The sequence below is a fragment of the Geomicrobium sp. JCM 19037 genome (genome assembly GCF_000698105.1).
Classification (GTDB): Bacteria; Bacillota; Bacilli; order Bacillales; family Marinococcaceae; genus Geomicrobium_A.
Genome location: NZ_BAWZ01000009.1, coordinates 14,551 through 39,255 on the forward strand (window position 1 = coordinate 14,551; position 24,705 = coordinate 39,255).

The window sequence follows — 24,705 nt, forward strand, 5'->3', positions numbered from 1 at the left end:
CCGCGGCGACGTAAAAACTGAGCGCAGTGTATCGTAACTTATTAACCACCTTCCGCATCATCGTCGACCTCCTCCGGTACAGCGTCAAATTGGCGGAATACCGACGGTGACGCAACTGGCGGTGCTTCCCGCACTTCGTCCGATTCAATTGCGGCGAGTATTGCGTCAGCTTCTTCGTCATTAACGCCGTCTAATCGCTTAATAGCGCGTGATTGGTCGAGAGTTGGGCGACCGTCTGTTCTTATGGCGGCAATTTCTGCGTCTTCTTTTTCGTCGCGTGGTACGCCGTCTTTCCACTTAATCACTGGTGATACAGGTGTGTAGTCTACGAAATCTTCAACGCCTTCATTTGCGTAAACTTCCATATGCTGCGCAAGCCATATCGCATTTCTGAGCGCAAAGTCAACGTTGACACGGATACGTTTAACCTTCGATGTGATCGGTAAATAACGTGATTTAATACCTGCGTTTCCGGTATGTGACGTGCCACCTGCGTTGTTACCTTTGCCTATGACGGACGTGCCGAATAACCAGTCGGGTGTTTCGAGCTTTTGGTAAAGTAAGCCGATATAATAATCGAGTTGGCGGAATGCGCTTCAAGCTGTGAATTCCACGTCATGTAACCCGGTGTTATATCGTCCTTTTCGACCTCAAAAATTACACCGCTGGACGAATGAGTTAATTCGCTAGCGTCGGACGGCGGTGCGTACATTGCAGGGTCGCTATGTTTCCATAGAATATAGTCGATCTGCATAAAACGATCCTGTATCGCTCTAATAATCCCCTCTACTTTTTCAATCCCACCAACGCCCTGCCATCGGTCGTCTAACGACTTGTGCGGTATATGGTAGACACACATGTAGTCGACGCCAGTTTCCTCTATTTGCGTTTCCTGTACTCTGTCGCCAATGAGATACGTCGCTACGGCAACGCCATACTCTTTGTTTGCGCTGCTTGGCTTTAACCTAAAGCGATCACGGATAATATAGCCGTGTAAATGGCGTTCAACGTCGAGGTAGTATTCTTTTTTCGGCAAGATGCCGCCGGTACTTACTTCATCGACTTTTGCGATGTTTACCGCCGAAAATTGCTTTACGTTGTTCGGCGCAACTTCCGGGTATACATCGGGCGCAAATACATGCTCGATAATCGGCTCTAATTTCGCCGACTGCGGAATGGGTAGCGCTCTTTCCAGTAGTTCAGTGAAGTCTTGCCGATAACCGTAGCGAACTTTAATCCACGAATCGCCGCGTATACCGCCGCCGATTACAAGCTCATGGACGAGTTTATCTAAATCATTGTTTTGCGCGATTTCATCGACCTTTTTACGTCCCACTGCATCAGCGTCGTGCTTTGCGTCGTATGTCGGCTTTTCGCCAACGAGCATATCGGCAGGCTTAGTAATTAATGTTTCGATGATGGTTATCTCCGTAAACAACGCTTCTAACTGATCGGCTTGCTCACGCTTACCGCTTTTGCGCAATATATCTACAGCACGCTTATACGTTTCGAACGACTTACCGTCAAATATCATAGCCATACGTTTGTATTTTGCCAACCGTTCGATTGACTCGTCATCGGGAAACTTTTTGCCCGGTTCAAATAACGCCATGTAACGACCTCCTTCCAATTAAAAAAACGCAGGCTTATCAACTACGCGTCGCCTACGCTTCTTTAGTGCACTTATCGACATCTCGGTTCCGTCCGGTCCGTCATCGTAATACTTCGTTCCGTAACGCTCAAACTGCTCGATGAGGACGGCGTGATTACGACTGAATTGTATTTTACCGATTTCTACATCGCCTTGAAGTGATTCAATTCGCAATTCCTTTTTATTGCGCTGATATATCTTCTTAACGCGAGTGTTTGCCGGGTAACCTGCCGAATTTAGTTTGTTGCGCAAATCATCAACGATATACTCTTGCGCTGCTTGTGCTTCCGCCGCGATTACGTCCGGCTGCCACTCGATTACTTTCTCGACGACCTTCTCGATGAAGGTTGGCGGTTTAACACGCTCAACAAACGAGTCAATAATGAAGTAGGTATCTGTCGGCTTATGGCGCGCAGTAACAATTAATGCTGAGAAGTCGCCGCGTTCTTTACCCATTGCCACGTCTACTCCGAATCCGATGTCATAGTCGCGATTGTTCTTAAAGTCGCTTTCTTTTACGATGATGTCGTCTGTCCAATATGTAAATTGATCGGGGTTAAATATCATGGACTCTTCATCGATTGGATTATTCATATATTCCGTATTAAACGGTTTAGAGCCTTCATCCCATTTAAATTTCATTAGTTTTAGAATAGGCTGTACCTCCGGCCATAATACTTTTACGCCTTCCTTCATCGCTTCTTCGTTTTGCGCAAAGAATGCCTCGCTTCGTCTTTTCGATTAGGGTTTTTACGGTCTTGATAAATTTCCCGACACTCTTCCCATAGATCGCCGTTAATTGGTGGTTCTATAATTGCCCTATAGACCTGTGTTTTAAAGTCAGAACGTTGGTAAAGTATCCGCATCAACAAAGCATCATGATGTACTGTCGTCCCCATATATACGTAAGCTGTTTTCTCGCCTTTTGGATCGCCTAACGGCATCACTACTGCACTAAACCATTCTCGGAGTTTCTTACGTTGTTCCGGCGTACCGGCGTTCGTTTTCTCATCCTCTAAGTCATCACAGATAATTAAGTCAGGGCGCGTACCATTCCAGTTACGACCTCGCAACCTCTGCCCAGTGGATGACGCTTGTACAAGAGAGACCATGTGTTTCTTTTTATCTCGCTCATGCCACGCGATAAATTCCTCGCCATTATCTTTAATATTCGACTGATCGCTCGGTGACAAAAGCCCGCCAAAGTCAGCGCGCAACTTATCGTTAAATTTCAGTTGATTTCGAATCCACTCCATATTTGCCGTAGACACATTCGGCGTCTCCGAAATGATAATGATGTATTTGCGCAATCTATATACGATCTCACGTATCGGATAACCTTTCGAAAGGTATGACGATTTCGCATGTGCTCGCGGCGCTGCTACGGCGGTTTTGTCGTTACGCCTAACGTGCGATACTTCGTCCATTTCCACGCATATGTCGCGGTGGAATTCCGGCGCTTCGTCTAGTGTAGCGAGATCAAATCCGTCCCAGTTGCCGGGGTTTCCTGGGTTGCGCGTTTCGCTAAAATATTCCCACGCGAAATATAAGAGATCACCTTCCGCTCGCTGTATCCGTTTGAGACGCGTTAGCTCTTCGAGTGTTTCTGCGTATGTGTACGCCAAGTCATCCGGCAAGTCGTCCACCGACGGAAAGTTAACGTCAATCGTTTCGATAATTTCGGTAAGTTCGTCTATGTATTGTTTGCGCTCAGTTGCGGTCAACCAGCGTTCGTTAAGCCATGCGATATTGCGTCACTCCTTTCGTTTAAATTTACGTCAATATAACGTCGAATAACGCTTGCAATTGCGTTTGAATTGTGCGAAAATGAATACAACATAACGAGAATAGGCGGTGGCACTTATGAACGAAGTACAAGCGATAAAAAGCGTACGTCATATTAACCGCATTAAAAAAGCGCTACATGGGCGCAATAAGCTACTGTTTATTGTCGGCATTAATTCCGGCTTGCGTGTGAGCGACATTCTACCGCTACGCGTCAAAGACCTCCGCGATAAAGATTACGTCGACATTATCGAAAAGAAGACGGGCAAGCGTAAACGGTTCGCGTTAAACGCCGCAATAAAGAAGGCGTCTAATGAGCTAATAGAGCCGTCTGCTGACTCCGAGGACTTCGTATTCAAGTCGCGCAAGGGAAACGGCGCTATCGGACGCGTACAGGCGTATATCGTGCTTAATGCTGCGGTGGAACGTGCAGGCTTAGCCGATAAACTCGGAAAAATAGGCACGCACTCTATGCGCAAGACTTTCGGCTACTTTGCGCACAAAAACGGTACAGATATTACGTTGCTAATGCGTATCTTTAACCACCGCGACCAGCGCGAGACGATGCGTTATCTAGGTATCGAGCAAGACGACATTGACGCTGTGTATGCGAAAGTTAATTTATAATAACGTTGCAGGCCGCCTTGACGGGCGGTCTTTTTACGTGTAATATCCGAAGTGAAATTTTGATAATCGCGCAGTAGACGTACAAGAACCGGTGCATAACAGACCACCCCTTAGGGGGCAACCGAATCACCTTCTCGCCTCGGTTTCTCCATGAATACGTTATACATTATGTTGAATAACGTATAAAACAAAACACGCGTTAAGTTTAATACGAATATCAACGAAAGCCTTGCGCTACAAGTGTTACGGCTTTTCTTTTCGCTCACTTTGCGCAACATATAATATACAGTCGCAAACATGCGTTGTAACAACGTTCTTATTTCGCTCACTTTGCGCAAGTTATGTATAAAATACTGCATAAATAACGGCGGTATATGATAGCGGACAGCCAGCGCCAAAGTGTTCGGAGGGGCCGCGCGCCAGTGGGTCGTTGCAGGCGCATGAGCACCGGACGGCTACCGCTACCCTACGTATGCCTCTACACGCCCCACTACACCACTGTGCCCGCCTACCTATCCGTAGGTAGTCCCGCTGCCCTACCGCTTACTACCGTCCCCACACGTGCTCATACCCCGCGTTGCTTCCTATATGTATACTCCCTTACTCCGCGCTATCGGTATTGGACTTATGTTGCGCAATCATCTGACGCACACTTTCCATGTCTTTTGGTCCGCTATCCTTCGACTCTACTTCGTGTTTTTCCGTCAGCATTCCGAGACTCTGCAAGTAAGTACGAGCCATAGCTGCGTTATGTTCTTCGGTAATTGCGTCAACAATTGAATTATAAACCTTCGGTAGATCATCGATTGTATTCGTCACGACTTGTTTCTTAACCGCATCATTAAAATGGTCCATCTTTCGCCATTCTTGTAACGTGCTTCGCGCAATACCTACCGCTCAGCTATTTCCTCATACGTTAAGTTGGCGCGTTGCGGTTGCGCTAATAGCGTTACGGCTGCGTGTTGCTTCTCGCTAAGTTGTTTCTTCGCCATTGTGATACGCCCTCCTCGGTACAAACTCTTCAACTGACGCCATCTTAACGTCGGAGTCCGTAATTTCAATCCTCATGTATGGGTTTTGATTTTCGCGTAGCCAGTCAGATATTTCGGTTGCCTGCGTCAATACTTCGTTAAGTTTCATTTACTCGATCCCCTTTCGTATTCGGCGCGGCGGTCAGATTACCACGCACGCCTGTACTTTCGTACTTATTCTTTTAAGTACCTTTGCGCAAGAAAATATATGTATAAATAAGGTAGCAGTCCGTAAGGGCTGCAATTACTTGTTTCTCTTTTACTACTTGCTCTTTTAAACCTTTCTATCTTTACACGGGTTGTACAGACCGTTTCGAATAGGGTTGTGCAGCCCCCTTCGAATAGGGTCGTACAGACCTATTCGCTATACTAAGCTAAAGTATTCCCCTATAATCCGGTACTCTGCGTTCCCCGTCCGCACTCACCACGTAACCTTCCGCATCAACAAACGCCGCAAACGACACGCGATACCACACGTAATGTTTCATATTGACGCAAACTTTACGCCTTTCCGTTAACAGCCCGTTCGCCATCAGTATTTGCGCAATCTTTCGTTGCCTTTTTTCGGTGATGCCCGTCATCGCGTAAAGCCGTTCTTGCGAAGGAAAGCTGTATCCATAACGGTCATTCAGCGTACCATCCTTGCGCCACTTATTACCGTCAATGTACGACAGTAACGCGTAGTAAAACGTAATCACGTCGCTATGCTTGCCGCGCGGTGTGTGCGCCTGCATCTCGGCAATGATCCGCGGAAAGACGAGCCGCATTAAGTCGCGGTTATAAATTTCGTAATTTTCAGCGTCGAGCAACGCTTGTTTGTCGTTTGGTAGGTCAATCATATCGCGTCATCTCCGTTCATTTATCGTTTGTTGCCGTTTAATTTATACTGTAGTTAACGTAAAGAGCGTTGTTTATACGCTTCGTACCCGCGCAGGGTATGCGACAATCTATCTGTTTGCGCAAATTGCCAAAACTGGCGGCGCGTCTTCGTATGTAGTCCGGTACAAATAAAGTCATGTCCGGACGCTTTTAGAAAGTGGTATAGATTCGTAGAATAGCAGTAGAAGAAATCGTTCATATAGCGCTCACCCTTTCGTTCGTTTACCGCGTTTTCTAATGCGCGTATTCGCGCTTTTACTTCGTTGTCTTTCGGAAAATTTTCGGCTTTTGTAAAAGTCACCTTAAAGTCTCTCGCAGTCCTCACCCGCCGTACCGCTCCACGTCCGCAATCGCCGCTAATTGATCCGGTCGATTATCGCAAAGAAAGCGATGCAATACGATGCCGATGCGGTTTACGAGTTCTTCGTCTTGGTCATCGAATCCAGCTTCCGCGAATATCGCGTGCGCAAGTTCGTGCGTTAGTACTTGCGCTTTACGCTGCGGCGGCAGTTCGTTATCGACGACAATACGCTGTAGGTCGTAACGTATTTCGCCTAGTAAGCCGTCTTCCTCCGGCTTTTCGAAATAAACGTCGTAATCAATGCCGCCGACGTTGTACGTTAATGCTGGCATATGGAAGCCTCCTTATATTTGCGCAAATGAACGTAAAAAAGACCGCCCCAGTGACGCAGGCAGTCCGTAACTATTCCCGTTTCTTTTTTCGGTATCTATAATCGTAAAACTTCGCATGGTGTCGCCGGCTAATACCGACAGCTTCTCCGTTACGCCACGCTTTAAAACGCGTCCATAGGAATGATATTTCGTGCCACGTTAAATATTCGAACCAGCGATTCTTATTGCGATAGTATTTCGGCATTAAGTTGCGCCCACCTTCCGCAAAAATTCGTCAATATCGGTAACAAGCGTAAACTCGCCGAACCAGTAGTCCTTCGCGATCAGCCAGTCATATTCGATACCGGGCGCAGATAGACGGTGAATGCCCATCGGCACGCCTTCTGTTGCGCGAAGAAATTCGATCACTGTACGGTTATCTAAGCGTTCTTTATCAGCGTAATGCCAAGCGTAACCGTTGCGTACAGCTACATAATGATGCGCCATCAGTCCGTCACCACTAAGATACGCGCCGGTCCCGTTGTTGTTACACCTTTTTTAGCCGTATGTACTTGGTACGACTCATACGGCTCAACTTCGTATTCCTCTACGCCCATACGTCGCGCAAGTTCTGCCGTTAGCGCTGCGGTGGATACTCCGTCAAAGTAACGGAATTGGTGTATCATTTCGCCAGTTGTATCGTTAATCACGACGCCGACATCCTTAATTTGTGCGTGAGGCTTAACGCGATATTGCGTTTCCTCCCGCGACAAAACACGCTCTCCTTCGTAAACCTTCTGTATTCTTCGCGAAATCTCATCACCGATACGGTCGAGGTCTGCACCGCTATCTACCGTATAATTTACGTTAATCGTCGTACCACCTTGCGCCTCGGCTTCGCGTACAGACTGCGTTGCTTGGCGCGCCTCGCGTCCAACCGCCTTCAATTGCTTGATTGCGTCCTCTACATCTACGTTAATCTTAACGGTTACTTCGCTATTAGCCATGTGTACCGCCTCCTATTTAATTTAACGCCCACCCTCGCCTATAAGCGTAATAGCACAGACCTTCGACTCGGGCGGGCTTCAATATTATTCGCGTAAACTTCCCGTCAATCTTCTAATACAGCTAATCGGTACTTTTTCCTATATGTAGTACGTTTCTACCGGTTGAATCTTCGTAAATTCGTTATACTTGCGTTGCCTTTCCGCATTCTCAGCGCGCGCATGTTTATTGACGTACCACTCTTCGTAATAGCTCCGTTTTCTGCGGACTGGTTTACGATGTTGTCTACCGTCAGTGGCGTAATCTTTCGCCATTTCTAACGGCAATTCTTTTTTTGCGCGCCTTAACGTTTGGCTTTCGCTGTGAAATGGCGTCTCAAGGAACGTCATTTTGTCCGCATGGCTATAACGTAGTTCTTCGCGCAATATGTACGAATTCAGCGTATCCATTTCGCCGCCAGTCAATTTGCGCTCGTTCAAACGGGCGTCCAGCAGAAACGCCTCTACGTCCGCCATGCGTTGAGTACGGTCTTCTATGTTACGGTCGATTACGTCTTGTACCGTTGTCATTGCGTCACCGCCGTTTCTATACGCTGATTAGCTATCTCTATATACTCTTCCGAAACTTCAAATCCGATATAGTTGCGCCCGTTTAGCGCCGCCATTTTCGCCGTTGTTCCGCTTCCCATAAACGGGTCAAGCACGGTATCACCTTTATTACTAAACGCCTTAATAAAAAAATCAGGGAGTTCTTCAGGAAACACCGCAGGGTGATTTGACTGTATTGTATGTTGATTAGATTTTTGTGGGATATGTAAGTGATTGGAGGCAGCGAAACCTTTGATTTATCCATATTGCTAGTTGTCCTTAGTCCGGCAAATCCACTCCCGTTTTTGCTTGCGTTAGCTCTTTTTCTTTTAGCTCTTGAAACACTTACGTCTTTTATAGGAGTTGCTACAGCATAAGGATTATGCGTAAATTTCTTCTCTTTTGAAAAATGATAAACGGGCTCAAAACCATTTTTAAATCTACCGCTAAATTTTCCAGGAACACCATTCTTTGTCCACGTGAACTCATCGACAAATCGCCAATTTTGCACTCTTTTAAGCGATAAAACAAGATCCATTACGTATAAAACTCTCTCACCATTTAAACAATGCGGTTTTATATTTATAAAAAATGAGCCGTCGGTTTCAGCACTCTTTTCAACTCTGCGGATATAACCATAAACCAATCAACATACTCTGTGTGATGAACACCTCCATATACTGATTTACGTCTTTCTGCATAAGGAGGTGAAGTAAAAATTAAGTCAATACATTCATCAGGTAATTTTCTTAATCCGTCTAAACAATCTTCTTTATGAATTATATTCAAATCCATATTACCACTCCTCATTCATAAATTTGACATCAATTAACCGGAAATTCCGCAACTCTCCACCCATTTTTGCGACTACAACGGGATACGCGAGAACTCCTCCAGAATGACCCCCAACCATTGGCGATCTACTCACTGGCTCAGAATACTGATATATTCCTATATATTCGGCTTTGAACCATTCCTTTTTAATTCGTACACAACAAGACTTGTACACAACTAAACTCCCCTTTCTCTATATTCCGCCAGCACGCCCGCATATTTGGCGCTCATAAACTTAAAGCGGTCTTGATGCAAGTTGTCCGACCATCCCGTAATGGCATCCAATTGCGCCATCTCGTTAAAGCCACGCTCAATTTCCGCGTAATAATGTTCGATTCCTGCCGCTGCACGCCAGTGACGCATCGTACGTACTTCTGCGCCATTCTCCGCCGTTTGTAAAGCGGTATCGGTGGCGCGCTCTTTTTTACGCTGATTTGCCGCGATGTCCGTGACGATCTTTTTAAGTATGATTGCGCAATAACGCCTAAGTAGTTCTTTTTCCATACGCCGCCTCCTCGATTACTATGCCGTGTTTGCCTACTTCGTCCGCCGCCTTTAATTTTGCCCACGCCTCGTCTAAGGTAATGTCGTATGTCGCGCCCGTATAGCGCTCCTCTGCGAAATTGTAATGCGTCAATGTTGCGCCAATCTTTATTGCGTGGGGCGTGCGTTCTTTAATTAGCGCCATTAACGTCTTCTTACGCGTCGGAAGTGCGGTAATATTAAACACGTCCGGATTAGTCGCCATTAGACCGCCTCCGTATCAAATATAATTACTCGTAGCCCTTTATTACGCGCTTCATCGATCATATTCTTAGTACCACGGCTTTTACCGTCCCAAAACGCAGCAAGCGCGTCAGCATTCGCCGCCATTTCCCTGTTTCTAATTGGACCTGCCGCTTTACCGTGTGTTGACCAGTCCGCTGGGTATTTAACAATAATAAGACCGCGCTCATCAGCGTAACGTTCGCCCAACGCATCGGCTCCGCTTGCTCCTCCGGAAACAATCGCTATGTCTTCATTACGCTCATATAACGCCCAGTCTAATCTACTTCGTAAGAACTCATAATTACTGAAATCACGCGAACCTGCCACAATAACTCGAAACATTAAACCGCCTCCCCTTCGTAATAACCTTCGCCGTGTCCGCTCCAATAATAGTAAACCTCCGCGATTTTACGCACCGCCCCCTCGGTAAAGTCGTGTACCCGTCGATAATTTGCGCCCATCTTCGCACCCGCGTCTACTAACGTTAAGTCGCGCAAATAAACGTAATGTAACGCCTCCGCCTGCCGTGGCGACAATTGCGCGCGGGCTATCGCCGTTTCTAAGTCGATCAATATGTCGCAAGCCGCGTAATCGCCCGACGCTTTGCGTAGTTGCAACGCGTGGTAGTCACCGAGCAATTGCCGTACCTGCTTCGGCGTATTTAGCGCGCCGTATCGTTGCTCATGGCGCTTGTGTTGCGCCTGCTTGTCGTATGTGGAAATGCCGATATAAACCGCCTACCTCTCGTTTATTACGTCTTAGTTTCGTTGACAAACGTTGGGTTGATCACTACTATTGAAAGAAAAGGTGGAAACTTTTATGAAATTAGAAGACTTAGCTACTGAATTTCACAAACATGACGAATTCCCAAAAGACGTTGACGGCCGCAATGAATGGCGCAATAAGTACGCTAGATTTATAGAAATGGCATATTACCACGCCGAGGAAAACGGGATCGCCAAAGAAAAATTAGATAAAACGGTTTTAAGTATTACCGATAAATTTATTTATGTTATGAGCAAAAAGGAGGAAATCTAATATGTCGATAAAATGGATCAGCGCCGAACCCGCACGCGGCGCCACGATAACGATAGACTCTGCGCGCCGTATTACGATAAGCGCCGGCGCAACGGAAGTATTAAACGTAAGTAAGGACGGTCAATTTGCGCTATATGTCGGTTATGACAGCGTTAATAAGCGAATCGCCCTCGCCAAGCCGGACGTTGTACGCCAAGCAGAATTACGACCGTACAATTTCGACCGCCGCCGTTATGCTTATGCTAAGAAACTAACGCAAGAAATCGGTATTGCTGACGCTGACTTACCGTTACGCTACGAATACATTGGGCGTGATTATTCCGGTGATCCGAAAGGCGTACATTCGTTTGGCTTGGTCGGACACACGGCGCCAGATGAAGCAGGTTCAATATGACGTAGCAACGCCGGCATTAACGCATCAATAACGTTGACTGTGACGGCATTGCCCGCTTGTTTATAACGTTGACTGTTCGATATGCCGGCGTCTTCCACCGTTGCGTGTGCGGCGTCTGAGAAGCCTTGTAAGCGCCAAGTTTCCAACGGAGTCAGTTTTCGGATGCGATAGCGCGGGTACGCACCGACCGCTATGTCATGACGATCCTGCGCCGTAAGCGTAAAAGATTCTTCACCGTCTTCCTTAAATCTGCGTCCGTTTTGGCGTTTATTCGGACGGTCAGGCGTAAGTACAGGACGCGTTTCTTCTACTACATGTGTCCTCCGACCTTTGCCGACATCTCCAGGCGAAGTACCTTTAGTGTAATTAGCGTCGAGACAATAAGAAATACCGGCACCTTGCGAGAATTGTTCAACCGCAATCTTCGGCTCGCGATGCCCACCGCCTATTGTCGTAAGCGTCGGCGCATAAACACGCTTGATCGAGTCATTTCCGCGCAAATCAACGTGTCCGACCATTTGCGGTTCTTTTGACGGCTTATATGTATCGCTTAATTGCGCCACCAATTTCGCCGTTTTTTCCTCCGATAAGTAATAACGCTCATCCACTTCCGCTTCTAATATGTCCGCTAACTTCGTCGTCACCTCTTTCTGCGCAGACCATTCGAAATTAAACGTCTTTACACCGTCATATTGCGCTATTCTGCGCTTACCTTTCGCGACTACGTTCGTCCCTTCGATTCGCCAATCTTGCGCAGTTACGAGATCGTCACGTACAGCAACGATAAAGATACGTTCGCGATTCTGTGGCATGCCGAAATACTTCGAGTTAAGTACGTTAAAATCAACGGTATATCCGATCTCATTTAGCGCTGTGGTTATAATATCAAGTGTTGGTATTGAGTAAGTATTTTTCTTCCTTTTTATCAAATCTGACAATACCTTTTTCAGTAAGTTCTCCGATAAAAAGGAATGCTTGGTGATGTATACGATTATGTTTGCTTCCATCATTGCAAAGGTGGAGGTTTTCAATTCGGTCATCATTCTTTCGACCGTTAATGTGGTGTACGACCTCTCCGTCTGTAAGTTCTCTCCCGATATGCTCTTCCATAACCGCTCGGCTTCTTTTAACGTAGTCTCCACCTTTTCTAATAAAGACATATCCTCGATTTTCAAACTCTCTATTGAATGTAACAGCCTTAGATTCGAAGCCAAGTCTTCTCCTTTGCATACGAACTGCCGAATCTGTTCTTCCGGGCAATTTTTTAACTTTTTCATAATCTGTGAAATTTGGGTTTCTAAGAACTTCAATCTCTTCATCAGACCAAACCTTAGATAACTCTCCGCTTCTTCTATAGTAAAATCCGCCATATTTTTGTAAGATGTAGTAGACTTGCTTATCTGTAAGTCCAATTCGTTCGCCAATCTCTCTCGCAGATAATTCGTGACATTTTTCTTTACAATATCTGATCTCTTCCTCTGTGAATTTTCTTTTTCCCAAAAAACTTCCCCTTTCGTCAACTGATACTCAATCACTTTTTCTAAATCCGCATCCGATAAATGACCGACGAGTCCTTTTACGTTCTCAAGTAGCGCAATTTTCGGCTGTTTTGCGCGCATGATGCGTACAATTTCGAAAAACAGTGTGCCACGCGTATCGTCTGCGAATCCAGCGCGTTTGCCTGCGACGCTGAAACTTTGGCAAGGGAATCCACACGTCATAATATCGTGATCCGGAATATCATGCGCGTATATTTTGGTGATATCTCCATGTAAGTGATCGCCACCGTATAGCGCCGTATAGGCTTGTTGCGCAAATTTATCGATCTCCGACGCAAACACACATTCACCGTCCGCCTTATTTAACGCCTGCTCAAATCCACCAATTCCGCTAAATAACGATACATATTTAAATTTCGCTATATCAATCGACCTCCTTCGCTTCTGCTTCGTCCTGCTCACGCGCTTCCGCCGCCTCTGCGCCCCACGTCAGATATACGGCGGCTTTCCGCAAGTCCTCCGCGCCGTTCTTATGGCGGTAGCGCAAGCAATATTTCAGCACGTTGCCTAAGCAATAACTTTCGAATCCGTCGCCTAGCGCGTCTTTAATTACGTCGATGGCTTCGTATTTGCCGGCGTTATAATGCGACGGGCTGTTCACGACGTCTTGTTTCGGCACTAATTCGCGCGCAGGTTCCGCCATTTCGAACAGTTCTTCGATAGGCATTACTCCTTCTTTCGCAACCGTTTCGTCAATCACTTCGCAATGGTTCCGATGAATACCGAAACCTCCGTACTTTCCGTTTTTAATGATGTAGTAATCTATCGCTTCACCAACATGATCTAATACCTCGAAAACTCCGCCTACATAACCGTCATACCAACATTCACTACCGTCCGTAATACGTACTTTCATCCGACCACCGCCTCCGTAATATTTGCGCTACTTACCGCGCACTCAACGCTACAATTCCGCTCGCCATCGAATAGATACGACTGCCCACCTTCGTAGATTTCCCCGCCACAGTTTGCGCAATTATCCACTATTACGTCATCGTCAGGCGGCGCAAACCTTGCGTAATCTTGGCGGTCAATCATCGTAACGACCTCCTCGCTATTTCTTGCGCAAGTTGTGTCGTTGTGTAGGTGCTGAGTCCGTTGCCTTCCGCTAGTTCGGCGACGTCCTCTAGGCGCTCCTCTAACGCTTCTAGGTGGCGTTGTTGGCGGGCTAGTTGCGCTTGAATTTCGGTGGGCGCTTCGTGAATTTCGTATGGCTCTAAGACGGCGTATTCGTATCGGGATATGTGGCCATAGAGCTTACATATCGTAAGACCTCCAATTTCATTGACTACAACAGTCATAACCGTACCTTTTTCGTAGGGTTTAGCTTGTTGAACATCGCTCGCATCGACGATAATAATCAATTCGCCCTCTTTTGCATCTCGATCAACCTTGCGCCATAATTTACCGTCGTGTTCGAGTAGTTCTGCTTCCGCTTTAACCATTTACACATCGCTCCTTTTTCGTTATAATACGAACAAATGTTCTTGAGAGGCGGTGCTGTCCGATGAATGCCGAAGAATCTACGTTAATCCACGAATACATTGCGCTCGGTTACGCCTTAAAGACGCTACGCCGCGACGCACAGTTGTTTGAAAGTGATGCTTCACCGCACAAGTTCAACGACATGTGGCTCGCTCTTGCGCAATCGGCCGTAAGGGACGCCGGCAAGCGTATGGCTACGCTCAAGTACGAAGTCCGAAAACGCGGCATTAAGGTCGAACGCCTCGCGCAGACAAAAGACGTAATCGTGCCGTACGAAATATGGGTGCGCGGCAAGGAAACGAAGATACAGTTTTATAGCGTCGCCTTGTCGCGTAACGTGCGGGCGGAAATCGCGAAATACTTGGTGGCGTCGGCAGATTAGTCGACCACGCGCACGCCGACCGTTTGACGTCCCAATTGACGCGCCTTGTCCTTGTCGCTGACGAGTATGTCGATAATCCGCCCGTTGATCGCGCCTCCTGTGTCCGCTGCCACCATACGTTCCGTGCGACCGTCCTCGTAACGAACTTCCAGCGTCGAGCCTAGCGCAATTACCGATGGGTCAACCGCAGCGACGCGTTTACCTTGGTGATGCGTTGTCTCACTTACGTCAATACCGGTCGCTGTGACGCCGATACAGCCGGTGGAGCAGTAAGCCGTGTAGAATGTCGCTTCGAACGTCATATATTGCGTCGTATACCCGTCAGCTTCGTCATAAGCGCTCGATTCCGCCGTAGATACTGTTTGCGCAATTTCTTCGACCGCTTCGTCCTCGGTGGCGACTTCGTACGTATGTGTGCGCTCGATTGACGTCTCAGTGCGATCAACGTGCGTAAATTCGTATGTGATCGGTAAGTATACGGTCGCTGGCTTGGGCTGTACGTGCTGTGAAGGATGATATGCGTATAGTAGCGTTGCGACTGCGACTACTAGCGCTAGAGTTAGCGCAAAGTGAAAATACCGGATAAGCTACGCCTCCTCAATTATTTCCGTGACTTTCTAACTGGAATTTCTACGCCATCAATTATCTCCTTACATTTGCGCATAAAGTCGATAACGCGGTAATCTTCACGTTTCCACGCCGTAACAATTTCTTCGTATTTCTTTGCTTTTTCCTTATCGCTCATATTATGCCTCCTCGAAAAATTGATCCGTCCACGGTTCGACCGCTACGACTTCTTTGCGCAGTTCCTCAGCTAAATCGGTAATTTCCGCCTGCGCTCCGCGTCCTTTGCGTCGCTTACCGTAAAAGTCGAGCAAGGCGCGCAAATTAGCTGTCATAACGAGACTACATGCGGCGGCTTGCGGTAGGACTGCGCGTGCGTCTTCGGGCGGTACGCCGGCTCGCCTCAAACGATCATACGCATGTTGCGCATCGTGCATCGCATCTTCAAAATATTCGGTTGCAGTGCGTTCCACATACGCTGGACCGAAATCGTTACTAGGCGCAACCTTTTCGTCAGTTATTGTCGCGGGCGTCACGTAATCAAAGCCGCCGCTCTTATCACCGCTACCCATTCGCACATAACGCTGTGACTGAACGCTGAACGAAAATCCGACGCGGTGTCGTGTAAGTTGCGCAAGTAAAGCACGGCTGACGCCTTCCACGGTGAACGTAAACGTTAAATGTTCGACGGTACTAAGGTGCTTACTGCGCATGATGTGGCGGATCAAACGATCCGCGTCCGTACCGCCTTCGCCATCTGATGCGGCTTTGCCGAAATAACGTGCGCCTTCGTTAGCGACGATTTCCGAAGGTTTTCCCGGTGAATAACACGTACGGATTGCGGTGAGTGCTACGGCCTGTCCGTCAGTTGCGCGTAAATTGTGTAAACCGAGTTCCGACCGAAATTTATCGCTTAGTTGCGTGTGTGCCATTAGTTGTACTTTCAATTAATACGCCCTCCTAAATTATCCAAATATTCTTCTTTACATTAGGAAATATCTATTGTATTCTTTTAGTCAAAGATAGTTAAAGTCAAATTATAGGATGTGTAGAGATGTCTAACTTGTCAAAATTAATAAGTTCTTTAAATAAGTATTTTACTGATCTAAGTTACACTACTAGCATGAGTAGTCAGAATGATACGTCAGATCCTAAATTCGGTATGGTTGAATTTAGACGATACTTCTACAAGGATATTGGTGAAGTTGATAAGCCTACAGCTATTTAGATGACCTGCAATATAATGCGAAACAAGATGATCTTAATCTATACAATATTGAGGTAGATAAATTTTTCAGGGATTTATTTTCTCCTAAACCGACCCATGACGGTATTTTTGATGTGGATTTTATGATTACCCCACCAAATAATTTAGACAACCAAAAGGAAATCGCATTACACATTGAAGTATTATATTTAAATAAATAATTGACGCTCAATCTCCGCCTCTAACAACGGCTCTGGCGCAATAAATGACGGTGGTTTTAACACCTTACCCGTTGCTTGGTCGTAACGCGGTTGTCCGTCCGCCCATAACTTCGACATGTTTGCGTCATGTACGATCTCGAATAATTCCGCAGGCCGTACGCCCATTTCGACGAGCGTACCTAGCGCAAGGTAAATGAGGTCGATCATGGCGTCAGCTTGGTCGGTAACAGAAGCCGCGTCACTAAACTCGTCAAGCTCCTCGCGCATATAGCCGTATCGTTGTTGCGCCCGTGCTTCGTCCAATTTAGCAGGCTTTTCCGCAACCGGATGACCAAATTTGCGATGAAACTCCGCAACGTCTGCGTATTGTTTATTCATTCGCTCACCTCTTCGTAAGTTTCTTCGAAAATGTCCGGCTTACACGGATATAACTCGGTGCGCACGCCTTTGATAATATAGTCGCCCTCATCGACGCGCATTTCGCCTTCTAGCGTAAAGATCGTTAGTGGGCGATCAAGTCCTAACGGTAGATTAAGCGCCCCGATACCTTCGTCAATTTGCGCAACCTTTTGGTCGTTATCGCCCGTCCACTTTACGGCTTCAATCACGACCGGTTTCTTCCGGTACTTCTTCGTCATCATCGCCCGCCTCCAATTCGTATTCTAATTGCGCGACCATCGCACGTAGGCTTTCTAACTTGCGTTCTTTCTCCGTCTTAGGTGGCGCCCAGTCGGCGTATAACACGTCGTCACCTTTGCGCACGGGACGTTCTTCCGCAGTCTCGATATTTTCAATTGTTGCGCAGAAGCCGCCCGCAAACATCGACATGTTAAACGCTAACGGTTCGCCGTTTTTTACGATCAAGTTATGCGCGTATCGAACGGCCCTGGCTATATCGTCGCCCTCACCTTCGTGTTCCTTTATTTTCGGAATCATACGATCTAGTAAATAACGCAGATGGAACGCTTTATCTGTTGTTGCGCTCATGTCGTCAAACCCGTTGCTAGACTCGATTAAATCGTCGATCATCGACTCTAGTACGATCGACCAATCGTTCGCATACTCGCCCAATTCCGCTTCTAAATCTGATGACCATTCATCCGCCATTAAAGAACCGCCTCCATAATCTGCGTATTAGTTCTGCCGCCAGCCAATACCAGCCGTAAAGTATTAGCGCAATAGCCAAGACGCCTAACGCAATTAACAACCACTCGACTGCGTTCACCACGTTAATGCGTCCGCCTTTTGCGCTAGTTGACCGCGGAAATTGCGCGTTAGTTCGCATACGTTGGCGTACGGCTCGTCGCGGAAGTGTTCGAGATATGGTACAAAACCGCTTTTTGCTGGCTGCGGTAGGTCGCATTGCGCATGGTGACCGATCATAATGACGCGGGAACTGTCGTGCGCCCTCGTCAAAATTTTCTTTAAATCACCGCGAGTCAGATTTTGCGCCTCATCGATAATAATTGTCTTACGCTTAATATTCGTACCACGCATGAATACGTGTGACTTCGCTTCAATCCACGTTTGATCGTTAATCAGATCGGGATTGTCTTCGCGCCATAATGAAAAACGCGGGTCTTCGTTAATTTCATCGAGCGCGTCGAGTAGTGGCGTAATGTACTTCGCTTCCTTTTCCTCGACGCTGCCCGGTGTATAACCGAGCGATCCTTCTTGGACTGGCGCAAATAGATACAGCAGTGGATCGCCGAGCATATGAGCCGCCGCTACAGCTAGCGTTGTCTTGCCTGTACCACTGCGCGCATTGACGATAGTCAGGAGGTTATCGAAAATAGAGTCGACATAAATGCGTTGCTCGTCCGTTAGTTTCGGTGCGAAACCGTAAAATAGCGTATCCTTCGGTAATGGCAAATTAGTCCGCCTCCTCGTTATAGTTCGTCAAATCCGTTATCTGCGTCTACTTTTTCGTAACTGCGATTCCTCGCTTCGAAGAAATCCGTCTTCGTGCCGTCAAAATTATCGACAAATGCGGTGATCCACGGCATAGCGTTCGCAGTTGCTTCGGGATACAGCGCATCCAGCCCGATCATTTTCAGCATCTTATTTGCGCGATACTTAACAAATTGCGCCATTTCGTCGTTATCAATGCCGATAATGTCCGTCAATACTTCGTCGGCCCAAGCGATCTCTGACTCGGTGGCAATGCGGAATTCTTCGTAGATAAACTCCGTAAGCTCGAACGTTAGTAGCGTATTGTTTTCGCCGAGGACTGCACGCAATAGTTCCGACATGAATTTTCCGTGTACGAGTTCGTCGCGATTAATAAACGAAATTATCTGCGACGTGGCGCTCATCTTCTGTTGTCGCGCAAGGTTGTAGAAGAACGCGAATCCGCTGTAGAAGAATAAACCTTCGAGAATCATCGAAAATACGATCACCTTAACGAGTCTCTCCGGCGTAGGCTCGGCAAGAAAAGCGTCATACGCCGCCATCACACGTTGATTACGCGCAATAATCGTTCTGTTTTGTCGTGCGTCATCGAATATCTTGCGCTGTTCTTCGTAAGAAAAGAGTGACGAAAGTGCGTACGAATACGACTCGTTGTGTACGACTTCTTGCTGAGCAATGACGGCAGCAATGGCGTGTACGGAATCGTCCGTTACGTACTCACTGACCGCGTGTATAAGGCGTGCTTGTGGCGTGTCTAATGTCGCAAGGAGACCGATCGTTAGTTTATATGCGTTTAATTCCGCGGGCGTTAGCGTTGTTAGCGAGCGTGCATCAGGTGCCATCGATACCTCTTGCGGAATCCAGTAGTTGCCGACAAGTTCGCGGTACGTACGGTAGAATGACGGATAGGGAATGTCGTTCCAGTTCAGTATGCCCGACGACTTTCCGCCGATAATGGCGGTCGGTCGTACGGGATTTTGCGGCTCCATGATCGATACTTTCTGTAGTTGTTCGGTCAAACTATCGCCTCCTATAAAAGTTCATGTATCTTATAAATAACTTCTCGATTATCAGTCTCCTCCGCCCATTCATACAACTCGTCCAAGACTTTATTTGAGGGATTTTGGTCGATATAAACACTAATTACGGCAGTTGCATCTTTATCCCCAAAAATTTCACCGAACTCTATATGCGCCTCTTCTGCTCCACTCAACTTAGCGCTATCGTATAATTGTTTTATTCGCTCCATACCGCCACCTCCATTTATTTAACCCGCGCACCACTCGCAAGTTTCGATGTCTACGTTCTTACTCCGAATATAATAAATAGTTTTCGTCCCTTGACGCCACGCGTCCATATACAGCTCCAATAGCTTCGTCGCCTTGATCGCGCTAGGCACGTACAAGTTAAACGATTGCGACTGGTCGATGTGGCGTTGCCTCGCAGCATTTTGCGCAATTGACGCATGTTGGTCGTACTGTACCGCCGGCTTATAATAAAAGAACGTCTGCGGCGTTAAGCCCGGCGACACGACTTTAATGCGATGTCCCTTGCGCTCCTCAACGTATTCCGGCTGAAACACCGGATCAATTGACGCGGTACTGCCCGCAATCGCTGCCGTTGACATGTTCGGCGCGACCGCCATTAAGTTGCCGTTACGGATGCCCGTCTGTACGACTTGTTGCGCAAGCTCCGCCCACTTAGCGCTCCATATATGCGCATTACCGTCATTTGGCGGTAAATAACCGCGATCTTCGAAGTACTTACCGGTCGACCATTCGCTGCCCTCAAACTCCGGATATGCTCCTTTTTCTTGCGCCAAGTCTGCGCTCGCTTTAATCGCCAAGTACGCAATTTGCTCGTAAAGTTCGTCGGCGTACGCAACGGCTTCCGGCTTTTCCCAATCGATACCCTTTTGCGCAAGTAAGTGATGCCAGCCGAACGTTCCGATTCCTACGGCGCGGAGTCTTTCGTTCGTGTGGCGCGCTTGCTGTACCGTGATCGTATTAAGATCGATCACGTTGTCGAGCATACGCATCTGAATCGGCACAAGGCGCTCTAGTACGTCAGCACCGACTGCGCGCGGTAAATTGATAGACGATAGATTACACGTAACGAAAAGGCCCGGTTTCTTTCGTACAATAATTTCATCGCCGGAAAGTTCCTCGCTAACTACCGTCGTTGCGCTCATTGGCTGAGAAATTTCCACACATAAGTTTGAGCTATATACCATTCCGAGGTGTTTGTTCGGATTCTTACGATTTACTTCGTCCCTGAAAAATTGGTACGGTGTTCCTGTCTCAAGTTGCGACTGCATGATCCGCTTCATCACGTCAATCGCTGCGACCTTCTTACGGCTAGTCAATTCTGTCGACTGTACGCATTTTTCATAACGATGGCGAAAAGTACCACTACCTTTACGCTCGTCGTATGCGTCCTCTAGCGAAAAGCCCATTACGGTGCGTACCTCATGCGGATCAAATAAGTACCAGTCGCCGCGCTTTTCTACCGCCTCCATGAATAAATCCGGCAAGCATACGCCCGTAAAGATGTCGCGCGCTCGCTTTCGGTCGTCGCCGTTATTTAGGCGCAAGTCGAGGAATTCCATAATGTCCGCGTGCCATACGTCCAAGTAGACGGCGACTGCACCGCTACGTGAACCGAGCTGATCGACACTAACGGCCGTGTTGTTTAGCTGGCGTATCCAAGGAATACAGCCTGACGAAACGCCCTTATAACCGCGTATCGATGATTTAGCTGCGCGTACTTTGCCCATGTAGGCTGCGATGCCGCCGCCGTTCTTGGACAACTCCGCAATATCTGTATTTGAGTCGTAAATGCCACGCAACGAGTCGTCAACGGTATCTATAAAACATGACGAAAGTTGCCCGTGTGACTTGCCGGCATTGGCTAACGTCGGCGTAGCGACCGTCATGTACAGGTTGCTTAACGCCCAATACGCTTCTTTTACGTGTGCGACCCGTACGTCCGCGGGCTCGTCCGACATTAAGTGCATCGCAATTACGAGCCAACGCTCTTGCGGTAATTCAAAGACGGCACCGTCATAACCACGCGCAAGATATCGTTCAGATAACATAAGCACGCCGAGGTAGTTCAGCAAGTTGTCGCGCTCCGGGTCGATAATAAGCTCAAGCTGCATAATTTCCGTTTTGCTATATTTGCGCAATAAGTCGCCTGAATAAATGCCGAGTGCCGTCAGTTGCTTTAATAAGGCGTAAAAGTTGCCGTACTTGGCGTAAGAGTCGTAACAGCGCTGTACGGACGCCTCTTTGTATAGCTTGCGCAAATAAATGTAGGCGGCGACGTACGTCCAGTCCGGCTCTTGAATCGACGTGCTTTCGGACGCTGCAAGCAACAATTGCGCCGTGATCTCTGACGCCGGAAATTCGTCACGTGCCGTAATCGTGCGTATTAGCTTTTGCGTAAGTGGCGCCGTATCAAGTTCCGGATAGCGCCGCGCTGCCGACTGGATAAACGCGTCTAGTCGCGCTTCGTCGAACGGCAATTGTCGTCCGTTTGGTTTCGTGATGATCGTTAGTTTCGTCAATGTATCGCCTCCGCTTTTTTATTCGCTGTAACGTAGCCATCCGCGCAACTCCTCAACTGCTTGCGCTAGGCTACGTCTTTCTACGCGTTTTGTCGCCAGCACGCGTTCTCTTTCTGCGATTTCTCCGTCTAGTAAATGTAGGTCGGACTCATACGCTTCGACCACTTTGCGCACTTCCGACTGATCCGTAAGCGACGACTCAAACTCTGCGACGCCGACTGCGCTATCATCCGTCCAGTCCGTCATTTTTGCGCCCTCCTTTAACGACTATCGCTACTGACGCGGTTAAAAACGAAACAACTGCGTAAACGCCCGCTACATTATCCGTAAATCGCTCGGTGCCTAATAGCGTATTAAGACCGCCAGCCGCTAAATTGCCGACGAGTAGCTCGAATACCATGCCGAGTAAGTACGACAGTGCGAACATCCCCGCTGGCAGTAATAGCGCAATTACGATTATTACGAATAGACCGCCGAAAAAAGTTGCGATTGATTTACCCATTTGCGCCCTCCTCTAATTCGTTTATTCGGAATGATTGGTACGAAATTACTAACATTAAAATTACTGTGTACCACCAATCGTACTCATGTTGCGTAACAGCAACGCCAAACGCGAGAAGTAGGAAAATTATCGACACTGCTTCATCATTCCGCAACCACTCCTCGTTTTATTAAATACGCCAATCCAACCGCCACCGCATCGCTTTCGTCATCGCTCTTAAACGTAAAGCCTTCCGCCAAGCCGAAACGCCGCCTTACGCCTGCCTCTACTTCCGCTTTGTCCGCGTTACCCTTGCCGGTCGCCGCCATTTTTACCTGAGTAGGCGTAACTTCATCCGCGGCGTCAATCACGTAGCCATATTGCGCTAATGCTTGGTCAATCGCCGCCCATGCGCCAAATACCGTCTGCGTCGAACGCTTACTACGCCCCTTCGCAAAATGCTCACGTACAACAACGTCAAATGGTCCGTGTTCTTGCGCAATCTTAGTGGTAACTGCGCCGATGTATGCGTAGCGTTGACCGTCCGGTGTGTCGGCGTTAGTCTTAACGGAATCGACGTGGCGTACGTGTAGCTTGACGCCGGACTTTAGCGTGCGGGCTTCGATGACCGCGAAGCCGGGGCTAGTCGATATGTCAATCGCTAGAATGCGTATGGTAGACCGCCTCCCCTAGCTCGAAATAAAGATGTCCGTATCCTTCTCCGCTTTCGTTGGCGAGATCAATTCCTAGTCTATCCTGTAGGGTCGCAATTGCGTCCATGAATTCTTTCGCTTTATCAACGTCCATTAAGACAACTTTGCGCGCACCTTCTCCTTTAGATCTCTTTACATCTATTTCTTGGATAGGTATATCGTAGTTTTGTAAAGCCGTAATCTTATTACCATCCTCGCCATATACTGTCACTTCTGCGCCAGTTACTACTTTCATTGTTCCGCCTCCCCGTCGTTTAACTTGCGCAAATAATACTGCCACATGGAGTTAAGCTCTACGATGCGATCGACGTCATGTTCGTAAAATGCGGTTTGTAACTTGGATTTAAATCCACGTGGCATAACGTGTGGTTGCGTCATAACTGCGCCTCCCCGCGTACATTTTCGATAAACGCCAGCGCATCAGTGTACGAGCGCTTTTTAAATTCCGGCAACTTACTCCGCCTAGCCTGCGACGCTTGGTGTCTTAATTCGTCCACCTCTGTATCCGTCAAACTTAACGCCGTCGCCGTCTTGAAGTTGTTAAACGTCCATTGCGAAGCGTCCATCGGCAGTGGCTCGTCCCCCACTATTGACCGGTTAACTTGCGCAAGTCTATCCAATAGCGCCGTTCGATCTTCGTCCGTAATAGCTATGCCAAACGCGCGCACGTCCGGCGTCTTGGCGTAATCTTCCGGCGTCATGCCCCACGATTTATGCGCAGTATTTACGTACAAAATAACGTAATAGTCGACGTTGTACATAATCGAATAACCTACGCATTGCTTGACGTGCTTTTCTTCCGCTTCTTTCAACGAATAAAGCGACGTACGCGCTGCGGTCGTTTGCTTCGACTTTACTTCGAGTCCGACGCGCAAGGTATGACCGTCTTCACTCACATAACGCATAATCCCGTCGCATGTGCCGTAAAGGTAGAACGTCTGTCCATTGTGCTCGATCGGCGTATTGCGCTTGGCGAAGTCTTCAAACACCGGCGTGCCGTCGTCATTGCGCTCGAAATCAAAACGTGCGTCCGGCATGTTACGCGCGGCTGCGAGCACGTCACGCTGGATAACGTCGCCGACCGCCGTCCCGATTTGAGTCCAACGCCCTTGATGCGGTTGTTTCGGCTGGCGATCCTTTTTCGCGCGCTTCGCCTTTACGTAAAGTTCGCGCGGGCAAGAAGTCGCGGAAGACGGCGAAAAGTACGGGCGTTGCGGCCATACGTTTTTAGCGTCGGCATACCAGCGATGGATTTGCGTATCGAGTTCGTTGTCCCATGTTTCCGGCTGTGAATGCCAAGCGTCGAGTTGTGCGGCGAAGTCTTGCGCAATAGTATCTGCGATGGCTTGGCGTTCGTTTGCTACGACTTGATTGCGTAGTAAAGTGGCGGCTGTGTTCGGCAA

The 24,705-nt window shown here is 47.8% G+C and carries 41 protein-coding genes and 3 pseudogenes; 4 read left to right on the top strand and 40 right to left on the bottom strand.

The genetic code is table 11. The features are described 5' to 3' along the window. Nucleotides 1-41 precede the first annotated feature (41 nt). The 4 genes from JCM19037_RS22270 to JCM19037_RS26880 form a co-directional block, all read right to left on the bottom strand. The gene (locus tag JCM19037_RS22270) at nt 42-365 is read right to left on the bottom strand and encodes a hypothetical protein (RefSeq protein WP_052363631.1); all 324 of its coding nucleotides are present in this window, start codon (nt 363-365) and stop codon (nt 42-44) included. A 143-nt stretch (nt 366-508) separates the two neighbouring features. After that, entirely contained in the window at nt 509-1,612 is a 1,104-nt protein-coding gene (locus JCM19037_RS06800; protein WP_052363632.1) for a phage portal protein, read from the bottom strand. A gap of 18 nt (nt 1,613-1,630) precedes the next feature. Next, entirely contained in the window at nt 1,631-2,347 is a 717-nt protein-coding gene (gene terL, locus JCM19037_RS26875; protein ID WP_238544587.1) for a phage terminase large subunit, read from the bottom strand. Further along, on the bottom strand, nt 2,344-3,375 hold the full coding sequence (locus JCM19037_RS26880) for a hypothetical protein (RefSeq protein ID WP_238544588.1): 1,032 nt from the start codon (nt 3,373-3,375) through the stop codon (nt 2,344-2,346). Before JCM19037_RS26880 ends, terL begins: the two co-directional genes overlap by 4 nt. Before the next feature lie 139 nt (nt 3,376-3,514). Between JCM19037_RS26880 and JCM19037_RS06810 the strand changes: the two genes are divergently transcribed. After that, nucleotides 3,515-4,063, top strand: a complete 549-nt coding sequence (locus tag JCM19037_RS06810; RefSeq protein ID WP_042399504.1) for a tyrosine-type recombinase/integrase — start codon at nt 3,515-3,517, stop codon at nt 4,061-4,063. 600 nt (nt 4,064-4,663) lie between these two features. Here the strand turns inward: JCM19037_RS06810 and JCM19037_RS06815 are convergent. From JCM19037_RS06815 to JCM19037_RS06880, 13 genes and pseudogenes are all read right to left on the bottom strand, one after another. Beyond that, the gene (locus tag JCM19037_RS06815; RefSeq protein WP_042399259.1) at nt 4,664-4,918 is read right to left on the bottom strand and encodes a hypothetical protein; all 255 of its coding nucleotides are present in this window, start codon (nt 4,916-4,918) and stop codon (nt 4,664-4,666) included. A 117-nt stretch (nt 4,919-5,035) separates the two neighbouring features. Next, complete coding sequence (locus JCM19037_RS25620) at nt 5,036-5,203, bottom strand: hypothetical protein (protein ID WP_193744687.1); 168 nt, start codon at nt 5,201-5,203, stop codon at nt 5,036-5,038. 265 nt (nt 5,204-5,468) lie between these two features. Further along, nucleotides 5,469-5,933, bottom strand: coding sequence for a hypothetical protein (locus tag JCM19037_RS06820; protein ID WP_042399262.1), 465 nt, complete (start codon nt 5,931-5,933; stop codon nt 5,469-5,471). 361 nt (nt 5,934-6,294) lie between these two features. Next, on the bottom strand, nt 6,295-6,606 hold the full coding sequence (locus JCM19037_RS06830) for an ImmA/IrrE family metallo-endopeptidase (RefSeq protein ID WP_042399266.1): 312 nt from the start codon (nt 6,604-6,606) through the stop codon (nt 6,295-6,297). A 243-nt stretch (nt 6,607-6,849) separates the two neighbouring features. Further along, the gene (locus tag JCM19037_RS06835; protein WP_042399269.1) at nt 6,850-7,092 is read right to left on the bottom strand and encodes a hypothetical protein; all 243 of its coding nucleotides are present in this window, start codon (nt 7,090-7,092) and stop codon (nt 6,850-6,852) included. Continuing rightward, nucleotides 7,092-7,592 (bottom strand): BC1881 family protein, encoded by a 501-nt coding sequence (locus JCM19037_RS06840; RefSeq protein WP_042399271.1) that lies wholly within the window; start codon nt 7,590-7,592, stop codon nt 7,092-7,094. Before JCM19037_RS06840 ends, JCM19037_RS06835 begins: the two co-directional genes overlap by 1 nt. Nucleotides 7,593-7,730: 138 nt before the next feature. Further along, a complete protein-coding gene (locus JCM19037_RS06845; protein ID WP_042399274.1) occupies nt 7,731-8,159 on the bottom strand; it encodes a hypothetical protein in 429 nt (142 codons plus the stop codon). After that, nucleotides 8,156-8,353 carry a site-specific DNA-methyltransferase gene (locus tag JCM19037_RS28310; RefSeq protein ID WP_255357868.1) on the bottom strand — a complete coding sequence of 66 codons (198 nt, stop codon included), beginning with the start codon at nt 8,351-8,353 and terminating at the stop codon, nt 8,156-8,158. The genes JCM19037_RS06845 and JCM19037_RS28310 overlap by 4 nt, the downstream gene beginning before the upstream one ends. A gap of 206 nt (nt 8,354-8,559) precedes the next feature. Continuing rightward, a pseudogene (locus JCM19037_RS29925) lies at nt 8,560-8,987 on the bottom strand (DNA methyltransferase); the annotation flags it as partial. Between the two features lie 201 nt (nt 8,988-9,188). After that, nucleotides 9,189-9,515, bottom strand: a complete 327-nt coding sequence (locus JCM19037_RS06865) for a DUF1140 family protein (protein WP_042399279.1) — start codon at nt 9,513-9,515, stop codon at nt 9,189-9,191. Continuing rightward, nucleotides 9,496-9,759 carry a hypothetical protein gene (locus JCM19037_RS06870; RefSeq protein ID WP_042399282.1) on the bottom strand — a complete coding sequence of 88 codons (264 nt, stop codon included), beginning with the start codon at nt 9,757-9,759 and terminating at the stop codon, nt 9,496-9,498. The genes JCM19037_RS06865 and JCM19037_RS06870 overlap by 20 nt, the downstream gene beginning before the upstream one ends. Then, nucleotides 9,759-10,121, bottom strand: a complete 363-nt coding sequence (locus JCM19037_RS06875; RefSeq protein WP_042399284.1) for a DUF2493 domain-containing protein — start codon at nt 10,119-10,121, stop codon at nt 9,759-9,761. Before JCM19037_RS06875 ends, JCM19037_RS06870 begins: the two co-directional genes overlap by 1 nt. Continuing rightward, the gene (locus tag JCM19037_RS06880) at nt 10,121-10,417 is read right to left on the bottom strand and encodes a sigma factor-like helix-turn-helix DNA-binding protein (RefSeq protein WP_052363634.1); all 297 of its coding nucleotides are present in this window, start codon (nt 10,415-10,417) and stop codon (nt 10,121-10,123) included. The genes JCM19037_RS06875 and JCM19037_RS06880 overlap by 1 nt, the downstream gene beginning before the upstream one ends. Nucleotides 10,418-10,598: 181 nt before the next feature. Between JCM19037_RS06880 and JCM19037_RS06885 the strand changes: the two genes are divergently transcribed. Both JCM19037_RS06885 and JCM19037_RS24075 read left to right on the top strand, forming a co-directional pair. Continuing rightward, entirely contained in the window at nt 10,599-10,817 is a 219-nt protein-coding gene (locus JCM19037_RS06885) for a hypothetical protein (protein WP_042399290.1), read from the top strand. 1 nt (nt 10,818) lies between these two features. Continuing rightward, nucleotides 10,819-11,211 carry a hypothetical protein gene (locus JCM19037_RS24075; protein WP_042399293.1) on the top strand — a complete coding sequence of 131 codons (393 nt, stop codon included), beginning with the start codon at nt 10,819-10,821 and terminating at the stop codon, nt 11,209-11,211. On the opposite strand, the gene dcm (JCM19037_RS29930) is transcribed toward JCM19037_RS24075, so the two are convergent. The 6 genes and pseudogenes from dcm (JCM19037_RS29930) to JCM19037_RS06920 all read right to left on the bottom strand — a co-directional run bounded on the left by dcm (JCM19037_RS29930) (nt 11,133) and on the right by JCM19037_RS06920 (nt 14,215). After that, the gene (gene dcm / locus JCM19037_RS29930) at nt 11,133-12,206 is read right to left on the bottom strand and encodes a DNA (cytosine-5-)-methyltransferase (protein ID WP_373900539.1); all 1,074 of its coding nucleotides are present in this window, start codon (nt 12,204-12,206) and stop codon (nt 11,133-11,135) included. The genes JCM19037_RS24075 and dcm (JCM19037_RS29930) overlap by 79 nt on opposite strands. Continuing rightward, the gene (locus tag JCM19037_RS29935; protein ID WP_081829134.1) at nt 12,097-12,441 is read right to left on the bottom strand and encodes an HNH endonuclease; all 345 of its coding nucleotides are present in this window, start codon (nt 12,439-12,441) and stop codon (nt 12,097-12,099) included. The genes dcm (JCM19037_RS29930) and JCM19037_RS29935 overlap by 110 nt, the downstream gene beginning before the upstream one ends. A gap of 308 nt (nt 12,442-12,749) precedes the next feature. Next, a pseudogene (dcm, locus tag JCM19037_RS29940) lies at nt 12,750-13,172 on the bottom strand (DNA (cytosine-5-)-methyltransferase); the annotation flags it as partial. Further along, nucleotides 13,135-13,626, bottom strand: a complete 492-nt coding sequence (locus JCM19037_RS26895) for a DUF3310 domain-containing protein (RefSeq protein ID WP_081829120.1) — start codon at nt 13,624-13,626, stop codon at nt 13,135-13,137. The pseudogene dcm (JCM19037_RS29940) and the gene JCM19037_RS26895, both read right to left, overlap by 38 nt. Beyond that, nucleotides 13,623-13,808 (bottom strand): hypothetical protein, encoded by a 186-nt coding sequence (locus tag JCM19037_RS06915; protein ID WP_042399297.1) that lies wholly within the window; start codon nt 13,806-13,808, stop codon nt 13,623-13,625. The genes JCM19037_RS26895 and JCM19037_RS06915 overlap by 4 nt, the downstream gene beginning before the upstream one ends. After that, nucleotides 13,805-14,215, bottom strand: coding sequence for a hypothetical protein (locus JCM19037_RS06920; RefSeq protein ID WP_042399300.1), 411 nt, complete (start codon nt 14,213-14,215; stop codon nt 13,805-13,807). Before JCM19037_RS06920 ends, JCM19037_RS06915 begins: the two co-directional genes overlap by 4 nt. A gap of 62 nt (nt 14,216-14,277) precedes the next feature. Here JCM19037_RS06920 and JCM19037_RS06925 point away from each other — a divergent pair, with 62 nt between their 5' ends. Beyond that, on the top strand, nt 14,278-14,637 hold the full coding sequence (locus tag JCM19037_RS06925; RefSeq protein ID WP_042399304.1) for a hypothetical protein: 360 nt from the start codon (nt 14,278-14,280) through the stop codon (nt 14,635-14,637). Here JCM19037_RS06925 and JCM19037_RS06930 read toward each other — a convergent pair. The 17 genes and pseudogenes from JCM19037_RS06930 to JCM19037_RS06995 form a co-directional block, all read right to left on the bottom strand. Next, on the bottom strand, nt 14,634-14,939 hold the full coding sequence (locus JCM19037_RS06930) for a 3D domain-containing protein (RefSeq protein ID WP_052363636.1): 306 nt from the start codon (nt 14,937-14,939) through the stop codon (nt 14,634-14,636). The genes JCM19037_RS06925 and JCM19037_RS06930 overlap by 4 nt on opposite strands. Before the next feature lie 299 nt (nt 14,940-15,238). Next, nucleotides 15,239-15,382 (bottom strand): hypothetical protein, encoded by a 144-nt coding sequence (locus JCM19037_RS25625; protein ID WP_193744688.1) that lies wholly within the window; start codon nt 15,380-15,382, stop codon nt 15,239-15,241. 1 nt (nt 15,383) lies between these two features. Further along, nucleotides 15,384-16,148 carry an FAD-dependent thymidylate synthase gene (gene thyX / locus JCM19037_RS06935; RefSeq protein ID WP_052363637.1) on the bottom strand — a complete coding sequence of 255 codons (765 nt, stop codon included), beginning with the start codon at nt 16,146-16,148 and terminating at the stop codon, nt 15,384-15,386. Nucleotides 16,149-16,617: 469 nt separating this feature from the next. Next, complete coding sequence (locus JCM19037_RS06940; protein WP_042399306.1) at nt 16,618-17,007, bottom strand: haloacid dehalogenase; 390 nt, start codon at nt 17,005-17,007, stop codon at nt 16,618-16,620. Continuing rightward, nucleotides 17,004-17,270 (bottom strand): hypothetical protein, encoded by a 267-nt coding sequence (locus tag JCM19037_RS06945; protein ID WP_202963223.1) that lies wholly within the window; start codon nt 17,268-17,270, stop codon nt 17,004-17,006. The genes JCM19037_RS06940 and JCM19037_RS06945 overlap by 4 nt, the downstream gene beginning before the upstream one ends. Further along, nucleotides 17,230-17,736: a hypothetical protein gene (locus JCM19037_RS06950; RefSeq protein WP_042399312.1), complete on the bottom strand. Its 507-nt coding sequence runs from the start codon at nt 17,734-17,736 to the stop codon at nt 17,230-17,232. Before JCM19037_RS06950 ends, JCM19037_RS06945 begins: the two co-directional genes overlap by 41 nt. Beyond that, nucleotides 17,726-17,857, bottom strand: a complete 132-nt coding sequence (locus JCM19037_RS28320; protein ID WP_255357869.1) for a hypothetical protein — start codon at nt 17,855-17,857, stop codon at nt 17,726-17,728. Before JCM19037_RS28320 ends, JCM19037_RS06950 begins: the two co-directional genes overlap by 11 nt. Next, a complete protein-coding gene (locus JCM19037_RS06955; RefSeq protein ID WP_042399314.1) occupies nt 17,851-18,501 on the bottom strand; it encodes a PhoH family protein in 651 nt (216 codons plus the stop codon). The genes JCM19037_RS28320 and JCM19037_RS06955 overlap by 7 nt, the downstream gene beginning before the upstream one ends. A gap of 17 nt (nt 18,502-18,518) precedes the next feature. Then, nucleotides 18,519-19,559 carry a ribonucleotide-diphosphate reductase subunit beta gene (locus JCM19037_RS06960; protein WP_152548978.1) on the bottom strand — a complete coding sequence of 347 codons (1,041 nt, stop codon included), beginning with the start codon at nt 19,557-19,559 and terminating at the stop codon, nt 18,519-18,521. Between the two features lie 11 nt (nt 19,560-19,570). Beyond that, nucleotides 19,571-19,789: a hypothetical protein gene (locus JCM19037_RS06965; protein WP_042399317.1), complete on the bottom strand. Its 219-nt coding sequence runs from the start codon at nt 19,787-19,789 to the stop codon at nt 19,571-19,573. A gap of 18 nt (nt 19,790-19,807) precedes the next feature. Further along, a complete protein-coding gene (locus JCM19037_RS06970) occupies nt 19,808-22,108 on the bottom strand; it encodes a ribonucleoside-diphosphate reductase subunit alpha (protein ID WP_081829121.1) in 2,301 nt (766 codons plus the stop codon). Between the two features lie 18 nt (nt 22,109-22,126). After that, on the bottom strand, nt 22,127-22,354 hold the full coding sequence (locus tag JCM19037_RS06975; RefSeq protein ID WP_042399321.1) for a hypothetical protein: 228 nt from the start codon (nt 22,352-22,354) through the stop codon (nt 22,127-22,129). Further along, entirely contained in the window at nt 22,335-22,610 is a 276-nt protein-coding gene (locus JCM19037_RS06980) for a hypothetical protein (protein WP_042399323.1), read from the bottom strand. Before JCM19037_RS06980 ends, JCM19037_RS06975 begins: the two co-directional genes overlap by 20 nt. 239 nt (nt 22,611-22,849) lie before the next feature. Next, nucleotides 22,850-23,263: pseudogene (locus tag JCM19037_RS29945) on the bottom strand (crossover junction endodeoxyribonuclease RuvC); the annotation flags it as partial. Further along, a complete protein-coding gene (locus tag JCM19037_RS06990) occupies nt 23,244-23,537 on the bottom strand; it encodes a hypothetical protein (RefSeq protein WP_042399330.1) in 294 nt (97 codons plus the stop codon). The gene JCM19037_RS06990 and the pseudogene JCM19037_RS29945, both read right to left, overlap by 20 nt. Beyond that, entirely contained in the window at nt 23,534-23,680 is a 147-nt protein-coding gene (locus JCM19037_RS24985) for a cortex morphogenetic protein CmpA (protein WP_152548979.1), read from the bottom strand. Before JCM19037_RS24985 ends, JCM19037_RS06990 begins: the two co-directional genes overlap by 4 nt. Continuing rightward, the gene (locus tag JCM19037_RS06995) at nt 23,677-24,705 is read right to left on the bottom strand and encodes a hypothetical protein (RefSeq protein ID WP_042399334.1); all 1,029 of its coding nucleotides are present in this window, start codon (nt 24,703-24,705) and stop codon (nt 23,677-23,679) included. Before JCM19037_RS06995 ends, JCM19037_RS24985 begins: the two co-directional genes overlap by 4 nt.